At 64.6% G+C, this 11,904-nt stretch carries 11 protein-coding genes; 2 read left to right on the plus strand and 9 right to left on the minus strand.

The window, feature by feature from the left end:
• Positions 1 to 76: 76 nt before the first annotated feature.
• Positions 77 to 574 carry an Lrp/AsnC family transcriptional regulator gene (locus ABIC94_RS17865; protein ID WP_354374329.1) on the plus strand — a complete coding sequence of 166 codons (498 nt, stop codon included), beginning with the start codon at positions 77 to 79 and terminating at the stop codon, positions 572 to 574.
• On the opposite strand, the gene ABIC94_RS17870 is transcribed toward ABIC94_RS17865, so the two are convergent.
• The 8 genes from ABIC94_RS17870 to scpA form a co-directional block, all read right to left on the minus strand.
• Positions 564 to 1,058, minus strand: a complete 495-nt coding sequence (locus ABIC94_RS17870) for a VOC family protein (RefSeq protein WP_354374330.1) — start codon at positions 1,056 to 1,058, stop codon at positions 564 to 566. The genes ABIC94_RS17865 and ABIC94_RS17870 overlap by 11 nt on opposite strands.
• Positions 1,055 to 2,086, minus strand: a complete 1,032-nt coding sequence (bioB, locus tag ABIC94_RS17875) for a biotin synthase BioB (protein ID WP_354374331.1) — start codon at positions 2,084 to 2,086, stop codon at positions 1,055 to 1,057. Before bioB ends, ABIC94_RS17870 begins: the two co-directional genes overlap by 4 nt.
• Positions 2,086 to 4,134: an acetyl/propionyl/methylcrotonyl-CoA carboxylase subunit alpha gene (locus tag ABIC94_RS17880; protein WP_354374332.1), complete on the minus strand. Its 2,049-nt coding sequence runs from the start codon at positions 4,132 to 4,134 to the stop codon at positions 2,086 to 2,088. The genes bioB and ABIC94_RS17880 overlap by 1 nt, the downstream gene beginning before the upstream one ends.
• 27 nt (positions 4,135 to 4,161) lie before the next feature.
• Positions 4,162 to 4,791, minus strand: coding sequence for a hypothetical protein (locus ABIC94_RS17885; protein WP_354374333.1), 630 nt, complete (start codon positions 4,789 to 4,791; stop codon positions 4,162 to 4,164).
• 128 nt (positions 4,792 to 4,919) lie between these two features.
• Complete coding sequence (locus ABIC94_RS17890) at positions 4,920 to 6,464, minus strand: acyl-CoA carboxylase subunit beta (RefSeq protein ID WP_354374334.1); 1,545 nt, start codon at positions 6,462 to 6,464, stop codon at positions 4,920 to 4,922.
• 40 nt (positions 6,465 to 6,504) lie between these two features.
• Entirely contained in the window at positions 6,505 to 7,503 is a 999-nt protein-coding gene (gene meaB / locus ABIC94_RS17895; RefSeq protein ID WP_354374466.1) for a methylmalonyl Co-A mutase-associated GTPase MeaB, read from the minus strand.
• Between the two features lie 44 nt (positions 7,504 to 7,547).
• Positions 7,548 to 8,021 (minus strand): GNAT family N-acetyltransferase, encoded by a 474-nt coding sequence (locus ABIC94_RS17900; protein ID WP_354374335.1) that lies wholly within the window; start codon positions 8,019 to 8,021, stop codon positions 7,548 to 7,550.
• Positions 8,022 to 8,035: 14 nt separating this feature from the next.
• Positions 8,036 to 10,198, minus strand: a complete 2,163-nt coding sequence (gene scpA, locus ABIC94_RS17905; protein WP_354374336.1) for a methylmalonyl-CoA mutase — start codon at positions 10,196 to 10,198, stop codon at positions 8,036 to 8,038.
• 129 nt (positions 10,199 to 10,327) lie between these two features.
• Here scpA and ABIC94_RS17910 point away from each other — a divergent pair, with 129 nt between their 5' ends.
• A complete protein-coding gene (locus ABIC94_RS17910) occupies positions 10,328 to 10,975 on the plus strand; it encodes a GntR family transcriptional regulator (protein WP_126747230.1) in 648 nt (215 codons plus the stop codon).
• A gap of 36 nt (positions 10,976 to 11,011) precedes the next feature.
• Here the strand turns inward: ABIC94_RS17910 and ABIC94_RS17915 are convergent, their stop codons facing one another.
• On the minus strand, positions 11,012 to 11,797 hold the full coding sequence (locus ABIC94_RS17915; RefSeq protein ID WP_354374337.1) for an IclR family transcriptional regulator: 786 nt from the start codon (positions 11,795 to 11,797) through the stop codon (positions 11,012 to 11,014).
• Between the last annotated feature and the right edge of the window lie 107 nt (positions 11,798 to 11,904).

Genomic DNA, 11,904 nt, shown 5'->3' on the forward strand with positions numbered 1-11,904 from the left:
TATGAAAGCAAACCCTTCGCAACCATGCACTTCTCATGGTTCTATTTGCTCCGTACCGTCGATTTAAAGGAGTTGCATGGACTTCACCTTGAACCCCGCGCTGGATGCCCACGACACCCGCATCCTGGCCGAACTGCAGAACGATGCGCGGCTCACCATGGCCGAGCTCGGCCGCCGCGTGCACCTGAGCCAGCCGGCCGTGACCGAGCGCGTGAAAAAACTGGAGGCTGCGGGCGTGATCAGCGGCTATCGCGCCACGGTCAATCTCGGCAAGCTGGGCTATGGTATTCGCGCGATCATCCGCGTGGGCCGCGCCGACTACGCGCGCGTAGTCGAACTGGTTCAGCAGACGCCAGAGTGCGTCAACGCCTACAACGTGACCGGCGACGACAGCTGGATTCTCGAGATTGCGGTCATCGACGTGAGCCACCTCGATGCGGTGGTCACCAAGTTCTGCATCCTCACCGAGACCGCGACCTCGATCATCCTGAACCCGGCGCGCGAGCACCAGCCGATGTTGCCGCCTCAGCGCTCCGACGTGAAGCCGCCGATCAAGAAAGTGCTCAACGCGTAGCGGCCAGCGCGTTGAACGCCGTCACCACCTCGAGCGGCGCCTGCACCATCTCTATCAGCACGCCCTCGCCCGCAATCGGAAATTCGTCGTTCGCCTTCGGGTGAAGAAAGCAGATGTCGAACCCCGCCGCACCCTGGCGAATGCCGCCAGGCGCAAAGCGCACGCCCTGCGCGGTGAGCCACTCGACGGCCTTGGGCAGGTCGTCGATCCACAGGCCCACATGGTTGAGAGGCGTGGTGTGAACCGCCGGTTTCTTTTCAGGATCGAGCGGCTGCATCAGGTCGACCTCGACCTTGAACGGCCCGCTGCCCATCGAACAGATGTCCTCGTCGACGTTCTCGCGTTCACTCTTGAAGGTGCCGGTGACCTCGAGCCCCAGCATGTCGACCCACAGCTTCTGCAGCCGCATCTTGTCGGGCCCGCCGATGGCGATCTGCTGGATGCCCAGCACCTTGAAGGGGCGCGCGGAAGTCGTGGCCGTCATGCACAGACCTCTACCTTTTCAGTGGTCGTGGTACGGCGCGACTGCAGTCCCAGCTTGCGCAGCAACTGCACGTCGGCCTCCACATCGGGATTGCCGGTAACCAGCAGCTTGTCGCCATAGAAGATGGAGTTGGCGCCGGCCATGAAGCACAGCGCCTGCACCGCATCGCCCATCTGCTGGCGCCCGGCCGACAGCCGCACGCGCGCGGTCGGCATCGTGATGCGCGCCACCGCGATCATGCGCACGAAGTCGAAGGGATCGACCGGTTCCGAATCGGCCAGCGGCGTGCCCGGCACGCGCACCAGGCTGTTGATCGGCACCGATTCCGGATACGGATTCAGGTTGGCCAGCTGCGCGATCAGCCCCGCGCGGTGCACGGGCTGCTCGCCCATGCCGACGATGCCGCCGCAGCACACGCTGATGCCGGCGCTGCGCACATGGGCCAGCGTATCGAGCCGGTCCTGGTAGGTGCGCGTGTCGACGATGTCGGTGTAGTACTCGGGCGCGGTGTCGAGGTTGTGGTTGTAGTAGTCGAGGCCCGCGGCCTTGAGCTGGTGCGCATGATGCGGCTCCAGCATGCCGAGCGTGGCGCAGGTCTGCAGCCCCAAGCCCTTCACCGCCTCGACCAGCACCGCCACTTTTTCCACGTCGCGGTCCTTCGGCGCGCGCCACGCGGCGCCCATGCAAAAGCGCGTGGCGCCGGCGTCCTTGGCGGCCTGCGCGGCGCGCACCACCTCATCGACCTCCATGAGCTTCTGCGCCTTGACGCCGGTGTCGAACTCGGCCGACTGCGGGCAATAGCCGCAGTTCTCCGGACAGCCGCCGGTCTTGACCGAAAGCAGCGTCGCCAGTTCGATGTCGCCCTCGGGAAAATGCTGGCGATGCACGGTCTGTGCTTCGAACAGCAGCTCCATCAGCGGCTTGTCGAGCAGCGCCTGAATCGCCTCGACCGACCATGGGCCTTGCGGCTCGGCGGCTTTGGCGGGCCGGTGCAGCGTGATCGTTTGTTGCAAGTCGTTGGCACCCATCAGTTGAACTCCAGAATGATTTGATCGACGGCGAGCGACTCGCCCTTGTTTGCCGAAATCTTGCCGACCACGCCGTCTTGCGTGGCAAACAATACGTTTTCCATTTTCATGGCCTCGATGACGGCGAGCTTTTCGCCCGCACGCACCTGCTGGCCCGGCTGCACCGACACCTCGACGAGCAGACCTGGCATCGGCGACATCAGGAACTTGCTCAAGTCCGGCGGCGCCTTGTAGGGCATCAGTTCGAGCAAACGCGCGCCGAGTGGCGACAGCACCAACGCCTCGATTTGCGTGCCATCGTGCGACACCCGCAGCGCCAGCGGATTCTTTCCCGCCCCGCGCTCGACCTGCGCGGTGAAAGGCCGCTCGTTGACCATACCCTTCACGCGGATCGCGCCGAGCGCAAAGCCGCTGTCGATCTTGTAGTTCCTGTCGCCCACGGCGATGGCGCTGGCACCGGTCTTGCCGTGAAAGTCGGTGACCGACACGGGGTGGTGCACATGCTTGCCCTCCGGCCCCAGTTCCACCACCACGAACTGCTCGCCCACCTTCACGCCGTGGCCTTCGAGTTGCCCGCTGATGCCCGAGGCGCGCGCGCGATAGCGCCGGTGCACATAGGCCGCGAGCGCGACGAGGAATGAAGGATCGGCGTGCGGCACGTCTTCGGCATGGAAGCCCTTGCCGTAGTGCTCGGCGATGAACCCGGTGTTGAAATCGCCCGCCACGAACTTCGGATGCGCAAGCAGCGCCGCCTGAAACGGAATGTTGCTGCTGATGCCCCGGATCACGAAGCCGTTGAGCGCTTCGCGCATGCGCGCAATCGCATGCTGGCGATCTTTGCCGTGCACGATGAGCTTCGCGATCATCGAGTCGTAATACATCGGGATCTCGCCGCCGTCGTACACGCCGGTGTCCACCCGCACGCCGTTCAGGTGCTCGGTGTCGCTCGCGAACATGGTCTCGGCCGGTGGCTGGAACTTCACCAGGCGGCCGGTCGAAGGCAGAAAGTTGCGGAACGGGTCTTCGGCGTTGATGCGGCACTCGATGGCCCACCCGTTGCGCTTCACTTCGGCCTGCGTGAGCGGCAGCTTCTCGCCCGCCGCAACGCGGATCATCAGCTCGACCAGGTCGAGCCCCGTGATGCACTCCGTGACCGGGTGCTCCACCTGCAGCCGCGTGTTCATCTCCAGGAAATAGAAGCTCTGGTCCTTGCCGACCACGAACTCCACCGTGCCCGCGCTCTGGTACTTCACGGCCTTGGCCAGTTGCACCGCCTGCTCGCCCATCGCCTTGCGCGTGGCGTCGCTGATGAAGGGCGACGGCGCCTCTTCAATGACCTTCTGATGCCGGCGCTGGATCGAACACTCGCGCTCGTTCAGGTAAATGACGTTGCCGTGCGAATCGCCCAGCACCTGGATCTCGATGTGGCGCGGCTCCTCGACAAACTTCTCGATGAACACACGGTCGTCGCCGAAGCTGCTCAGCGCCTCGTTGCGGCACGAGGTAAAGCCCTCGAAGGCTTCCTTGTCGTTGAAGGCCACGCGCAGCCCCTTGCCGCCGCCGCCGGCCGAGGCCTTGATCATCACCGGGTAGCCGATGTCCTTGGCGATCTCGACCGCGCGCTCGGCCGTCTCGATGGCGTCGTTCCATCCTGGAATGGTGTTGACCTTGGCTTCGTTCGCGAGCTTCTTGGAAGCGATCTTGTCGCCCATGGCGGCAATCGAATAGTGCTTCGGCCCGATGAAGGCAATGCCCTCTTCCTCGACCTTGCGCGCAAAGGCTTCGTTTTCCGACAGGAAGCCGTAGCCCGGGTGCACGGCTTCAGCGCCGGTCTTCTTGCAGGCCTCGATGATGCGGTCGGCCTGCAGGTAGCTCTCGCGGCTGGGCGCAGCGCCGATGTGCACCGCCTCGTCGGCCAGCTCGACGTGGCGGGCTTCCTTGTCGGCGTCGGAATAGACGGCGACGGTAAGGATGCCCATCTTCTTCGCAGTCTGGATCACGCGGCAGGCGATTTCACCGCGATTGGCGATCAGGATTTTCTTGAACATGCTGAATCCGTTTTTTTGCTGACCGCCTTAGCGGTTGATGAACATCGAGTACACGGGCTGGGCTTGCGAACGATCGACGAACACATACGCTATGCCGTCCGAGCAGAAGTTCGCCACTTCGGCAAGGCTGCCATCGGGGAGATCGAGCCAGTTGTCGATCTGCAGGAACAAGCGTCCCGCGGGCATTTGCTGCGCACCGTTGGCCGTCCAGTAAGGCACGCCGCCGCTCTTCGTACACCAGGGGCTCGCCCAATCGTGGGGATGCGCAACCTCGCCCGGCAGGTCGAAATGGGCCTGATAGTCGTAGAAGGCCGCCTCCAGTTCCGCTGGAGCGCCATCGTCATCGGCGCGCCACCCTGTAACGGCGATCTCGCGCAGCAATGCGGGCGGCCCGTCGGCAGTGTCCGAGGGCGGTGCGGTCGGCCCGTCGGCAGTGTCCGAGGGCGGTGCGGTCGGCCCGTCGGCAGTGTCCGAGGGCGGTGCGGTCGGCCCGGTGCCCAGTTCGGAACTCTGGACGACGAATGCGGCGTTCGCACCTCCGTCGTGTTCCCAGAAGCTGCAGATACTGTCCCACTCGCACTTGAACAGGAACAGCACCTCGCCGCTTGCAAGCGGTAGCGCGTCACCATCGGCCGGCAATTGCGCGAGGTGGCTCATGGCACGATTGCATTCGCGACAAACGGGCCACAGGCGCGAGGGCAGCCCCCAGGGCAGCCCGCCGAGCTTTGGAACAAGTCCAGGTTCCGCTCCCTCGCGGAACTGGGGGTAATAGCTGCGCATAAGAATCAGAGAGGAATGTTCCCGTGCTTGCGCCACGGGTTCTCGAGCTTCTTCTCACGCAGCATCACCAGCGAGCGGCAGATGCGCTTGCGCGTTTCGTGCGGCAGGATCACGTCGTCGATGTAGCCGCGTGCACTCGCCACGTACGGGTTGGCGAAGCGCGCCTTGTATTCGGCCTCGCGTGCGGCGAGCTTCTCGGGGTCGTTCTTGTCTTCGCGGAAGATGATTTCCACCGCGCCCTTGGCGCCCATCACCGCGATCTCGGCGCGCGGCCAGGCGAGGTTGACGTCGCCGCGCAGGTGCTTGGAAGCCATCACGTCGTATGCGCCGCCGTAAGCCTTGCGTGTGATGACGGTGATCTTCGGCACGGTGCACTCTGCGTACGCGTAGAGCAGCTTGGCGCCATGCTTGATGATGCCGCCGTATTCCTGCCCCGTGCCGGGCATGAAGCCGGGCACGTCGACGAAGGTGACCACTGGAATGTTGAAGGCATCGCAAAAGCGCACGAAGCGCGCGGCCTTGATGCTGCTCTTGATGTCCAGGCAGCCCGCCAGCACCAGCGGCTGGTTGGCGACGATGCCGATGGTCTGGCCCTCCATGCGCGCAAAGCCGATCACGATGTTCTTTGCGTAGTCGGGCTGCAGCTCGAAGAAGTCGCCGTCGTCGACCACCTTGAGAATCAGCTCCTTGATGTCGTAGGGCTTGTTCGGGTTGTCGGGCACCAGCGTGTCGAGCGAGTAGTCGGGCCGGTCGGCCGGATCGCCCTGGCCGTTGTTGCCCAGGCGCACGGGCGGCTTCTCGCGGTTGTTGAGCGGCAGGTAGTTGTACAGGCGGCGCAGCATCATCAGCGCTTCGACGTCGTTCTCGAACGCCATGTCGGCCACACCGCTGCGCGTGGTGTGGGTAACGGCGCCGCCGAGCTCTTCGGCCGTCACGGTCTCGTGCGTCACGGTCTTCACCACTTCGGGGCCGGTGACGAACATGTAGCTCGAGTCCTTCACCATGAAGATGAAGTCGGTCATGGCGGGCGAATACACCGCGCCGCCCGCGCACGGGCCCATGATCATGCTGATTTGCGGAACCACGCCCGAGGCCATCACGTTGCGCTGGAACACGTCGGCATAGCCGCCGAGCGAGGCCACGCCCTCCTGGATGCGCGCGCCGCCGGAGTCGTTGAGGCCGATGACCGGCGCGCCGACCTTCATGGCCTGGTCCATCACCTTGCAGATTTTTTCGGCGTGCGCTTCGCTGAGCGCACCGCCGAAGACAGTGAAGTCCTGGCTGTACACGAAGACGAGGCGGCCGTTGATCATTCCGTAGCCGGTGACCACGCCGTCGCCCGGAATCTTCTGGTCGGCCATGCCGAAATCGACCGAGCGGTGCTCGACGAACATGTCCCACTCTTCAAAGGTGTTGTCGTCCAGCAGCAGCTCGATGCGTTCGCGCGCCGTGAGCTTGCCCTTGGCGTGCTGCGCGTCGATGCGCTTCTGCCCGCCGCCAAGGCGCGCCTGGGCGCGGCGCTTTTCGAGTTGTTCGATCAGTTCTTGCATGGTGTGCTTCCGAAGCTGTGGTCCTGAATTTCGTACGTCGTCATGGTCTGGCGGTGATGGCCGCCGCCGCGAGCAGCTGGCGTGCCGCCGTCGATGCAGGCAGCGAGCCCCCTGCCACCTGCTGTGTGAGTTGGGGCAGCAGTTCGCGCACCTGCGCGTGCTGCCTGAATGCCTGTTTGAGGCCGGCGTCGATGCGCTCCCACATCCACGCCGTTGCTTGCTTCTCGCGGCGCCGCGCGAATTTTCCGTTGGCGGCCTGCAGCGACTTGAACTGCATCACGGCATCCCAGAATGTATCGACACCGGTGCCTGCGAGGGCGCTGAGCTGCAGCACCTTGGGCAGCCAGAAGCGAACCTCGGCGCCGCTGTGCGCGTCATGCACCGCATGCGCGTGGTCAGGGTTGCCCTGGTGTCCGAAGAGGCGCAACGCCGAGGTGATCTGCGCCTGCGCACGCGTGGCAGCATCCTTGTCGATGTCGGCCTTGTTGATGACGACCAGGTCTGCCAGCTCCATCACGCCCTTCTTGATGGCCTGCAGATCGTCGCCCGCATTGGGCAGCTGCATCAGCACGAACATGTCGGTCATGCCCGCGACGGCCGTCTCGCTCTGGCCCACGCCCACGGTCTCGACGATCACGATGTCGTAGCCGGCGGCTTCGCACACCAGCATGGCTTCGCGCGTTTTCTCGGCCACTCCACCCAGCGTGCCGCTCGACGGGCTCGGCCGGATGTAGGCGCGCTCATGCACCGAGAGCCGTTCCATGCGCGTCTTGTCGCCGAGGATGGAACCGCCCGAAACGGTGGACGAAGGGTCGATGGTGAGCACCGCCACGCGGTGGCCCTTGTCGATCAGCAGCAGGCCCAGCGTCTCGATGAAGGTCGACTTGCCGACACCCGGCACGCCGGAGATGCCGAGGCGAAACGAATTGCCGGTGCGCGGCAGCAATGCGGTGAGCAACTCGTCGGCCTGCACGCGATGGTCGGCACGGGTGGATTCGAGCAGCGTGATGGCCTTGGCGATGGCGCGACGCTGCACCATGCCGTCCGGCTCGGCGATGGCGCGTTCGAGTGCCCTGGCCGACTTCAGCACGCATCCTCCGAGGCCACGCGCCAGCGGTAGTGCAGGTCGACGCCTTCTTCGCCTTCGAGCACGAAGCCGTGCCGCAGGTAGAAGCGGTTGGCGTCGCTCTGCACGAGCGCGGTGAGCTTGATGTCCATCCGCTGCTCTCGCGCCTGCGACTTGGCCCATTGCAAGACCCATTCGCCGATGCCCAGGCCCTGGAAGCCGGTGCGCAGATACAGATGATCGAGCCGCAGCGCATCGGGGTCTTCGGGCTTGAGCGTGACGAAGCCGATGCGCAGGTCGTCGTCGAGCACGATGTGATGCATGTAGGGCACGACGAAACCGGCGCTCAGCCGTTCGCGTGAACGCGCGGGGTCGAATCGCCCGACGCGCTCCAGGCTGGGGCGCATCGCATCGACGCGCAAGGCCAGCATGGCTTCGAAATCGCTGGAATCCACCGGCTGCAGCGACAGCCGCGACAAAAGATCGCCCACGTCTCGCGTCCCGATCAGGCCGAGACCGCCGCGCGAATCTGCTCCAGCACGTCCTTCGCGCTGGCCGGAATGGGCGTGCCCGGCCCGTAGATGCCCTTGACGCCGGCCTCGTAGAGAAAGTCGTAATCCTGCCGCGGAATCACGCCGCCGACGAACACGATGATGTCATCCGCGCCCTGCTTCTTCAGCTCGTTGATGATGGCGGGCACAAGCGTCTTGTGGCCGGCCGCGAGGGTGCTCACGCCCACGGCATGCACGTCGTTTTCAATCGCCTGCCGCGCGCATTCTTCGGGCGTCTGGAAGAGCGGCCCCATGTCCACGTCGAAGCCCAGGTCGGCGAACGCGGTGGCTACCACCTTGGCGCCGCGGTCATGCCCGTCCTGCCCGAGCTTGGAGATCATCACGCGCGGACGGCGCCCCTGCTCTTCGGCGAAGGCGTTGATTTCGGTCTTGAGGGCTTCCCAGCCTTCGGCGGAGTCATAGGCAGCAGCGTACACACCGGTCACCTTTTGCGTGTCGGCCCGATGGCGGCCGAATGATTTTTCGAGTGCATCGGAAATCTCGCCCACCGTGGCGCGCAAGCGCACCGCGTCGATGCTGAGTGCGAGCAGGTTGCCGGTGCCGTTCTCGGCGGCTTCGGTCAGCACATCGAGCGCGGCCTGTACCTTGGCAGTGTCGCGCGCAGCGCGGAGCATCGTAAGCCGCGCCACCTGCTGGTCGCGCACCATCACGTTGTCGATGGAAAGGCTGTCGATCGCGTCTTCGTTCTTGAGCTTGTACTTGTTGACGCCCACGATCACGTCTTTGCCCGAGTCGATGCGCGCCTGCTTCTCGGCGGCGGCCGCTTCGATTTTGAGCTTGGCCCAGCCGCTGTCGACCGCCTTGGTCATGCCGCCCATCGCCTCGACCTCTTCGATGATGGCCCAGGCCGCGTCGGCCATGTCCTGCGTGAGCTTCTCCATCATGTAGCTGCCGGCCCAGGGGTCGACCACATTGGTGATGTGGGTCTCTTCCTGGATGATGAGCTGCGTGTTGCGCGCAATGCGCGAGCTGAACTCGGTGGGCAGCGCAATGGCTTCGTCGAGCGCGTTGGTGTGCAGGCTCTGCGTGCCGCCGAACACTGCGGCCATGGCCTCGATGGTGGTGCGCACGATGTTGTTGTACGGGTCCTGCTCGGTAAGGCTCCAGCCCGAAGTCTGGCAATGGGTGCGCAGCATCAGGCTCTTCGGGTTCTTGGGGTTGAACTCCTTCATGATGCGGCACCACAAAAGGCGCGCTGCGCGCATCTTGGCCACTTCGAGATAGAAGTTCATGCCAATGGCCCAGAAGAAGCTCAGGCGCCCGGCAAAGCCGTCGACATCGAGCCCCTTGGCCAGTGCGGTCTTCACGTATTCCTTGCCGTCGGCCAGTGTGAACGCGAGTTCCAACGCCTGGTTGGCGCCGGCTTCCTGCATGTGATAGCCGCTGATCGAGATCGAGTTGAACTTGGGCATGTGCTGCGCCGTGTACTCGATGATGTCGCCGATGATCCGCATGCTCGGCGCTGGCGGAAAGATATAGGTGTTGCGGACCATGAACTCCTTGAGGATGTCGTTCTGGATGGTTCCGCTCAGCTGGTCCTGCGCCACGCCCTGCTCTTCGGCCGCGACCACGTAGCCCGCCAGCACCGGCAGCACGGCGCCGTTCATCGTCATCGACACACTCACCTTGTCCAGCGGGATCTGGTCGAACAGGATCTTCATGTCCTCGACCGAATCGATGGCCACGCCGGCCTTGCCCACGTCGCCGGTCACGCGCGGGTGGTCGCTGTCATAGCCGCGGTGGGTGGCCAGGTCGAAGGCCACGCTCACGCCCTGCCCGCCCGCGGCCAATGCCTTGCGGTAGAAGGCGTTCGATTCTTCGGCGGTCGAAAAGCCTGCGTACTGGCGGATGGTCCAAGGGCGCACCGCGTACATGGTGGCCTGCGGCCCGCGCAGGTAGGGTTCGAAACCGGGGAGCGTGTCGGTGTACTTCAGGCCCTGCAGATCGGCCGCGGTATAGAGCGGCTTCACGCTGATGCCGTCTGGCGTGAGCCAGTTGAGCGCATTCAGGTCGCCACCCGGCGCCGACTTGGCGGCGGCCTTGGCCCAGTCGTCGAGGTTGGCAGGCTTGAAGGTGGGTTCGGGTGTGCTGCTCATGAGGGGGCCGTTTTGCAGTGTCTTGCAGGGTAGTCGCAAATTCGCCTGCAAGGAATTTGCAAGCCGCAGCGAGTCTAACCGATCCATAATTATTAATTCAAACCCCATTTTTGCGGTACAGTCCGGCCCATGTCCGCCGTCACCCTTACCCCGCGCGCCCTCTATGAAGAGGTGGCCGAGCTGCTGCGCCAGCGGATCTTCCGCCGCGAGCTCGAGCCGGGCAGCTGGATCGACGAACTCAAGCTGGCCGAGGAATACGGCATCAGCCGCACGCCGCTGCGCGAAGCCCTGAAGGTGCTGGCAGCCGAGGGCTTGGTGACGATGAAGGTGCGGCGCGGCGCCTACGTCACCGAAGTGTCGGAGCAAGACCTGGCCGATGTGTATCACCTGCTCTCCCTGCTGGAGAGCGATGCGGCCGGCGTGGTGGCCGAGCGCGCCACCGATGCCCAGCGTGCGGAGCTGAAGGCGCTGCACGCCGAGCTGGAGGCCGCCGGCGCACCGGGCAAGGAGAACCGGGAGCACTTCTTTGCGCTGAACGAGCGCTTCCATATGCGCCTGCTGGCCATTGCCAATAACAAGTGGCGCGACCAGATGGTGGCCGATCTGCGCAAGGTGATGAAGCTCAACCGCCACAACTCCCTGCTCAAGGAGGGGCGCATTGCCGAATCGCTGGCGGAGCACCGCTCGATGATGGCGGCCATCGAGGCGCGCGACGCCACCGCGGCGATGGCGCGCATGCGAGAGCACTTCAGGAACGGCCTCGAGGCCGCTGTCTAGCCCCGCCCCCGAGCATCCCAGGGGCTACCAGGTCGCCTAATCCGGCTTGATGGCTCCGGTCTCGGCCGAGATGCGCCCTGCGACTTCGAGCAAACGCGGCGCGACGCGCAAAAGCATCATGTCCTTCGGCAGCAAATAGGCGGGGCCGCCGCAGCTCACCCCGTAGCGCTCGCCGTGCGGTCCTTGCAGCGCGAAGCCGAGCGCGTGAATGTGCGGATGCCATTCGCCGAACGAACTGCAGTAGCCCAGGCGGGCGTACTCGTCGAGCCCGGCCATCAGGCGTGGTTCGATAGAGGCCCAGCTCTCGCCGCTTTCCTGCTGGATCTTCTGGAGCACCGCTGCCTGCTCGTCAGCGGGCAGCGCTGCAAGAGAAGCACGGCCCACGGCCGAGGTGACGATGCTCATGCGCGTGCCGACGTCCAGGCGCGAGCTGATCAGCGCCGAGCGCGGGCGCAGCGAATCGATGACCAGCATGTCGAGCTCGTCGCGCACCGCCACATGAACGCTGGCGCCCGCGAATTCCGACAGCTCCGCCAGATAGGGCCGGGCCACCGTGCGCAGGTCGAAATGACGAAGGTAGCGGCTACTCATGTCGAGCAGCGCCGGGCCGAGGCTGAAGCGCTCGCTGTCCTGCGACTGCCGCAAATACCCCGCGCTCACCAGCGTCGCCGTGAGGCGCGATACCGTGGCCTTGGGCAGGCCCGTGGTGTCTGCCAGTTCGCGATTGCTCATCGGCGCCGCCGCCATGCCGATGACCTTGAGCAAGGCCAACCCCCGGCCCAGCGCGCTGACTTCTTCTTTGCTCCCCGCCGCGTCATTCATGAATCGAAACCCTTATTCATTAGCGTTTCTTGATTCTTTAGCAGAAAAGTTGAAAAGTTTCACCCCCGGCGAATCATTATCAATTTGGAACACTCGGCGTTGCTGGG

The organism is Variovorax paradoxus (genome assembly GCF_040544635.1).
In the GTDB taxonomy this organism is placed as follows: Bacteria; Pseudomonadota; Gammaproteobacteria; order Burkholderiales; family Burkholderiaceae_C; genus Variovorax; species Variovorax paradoxus_R.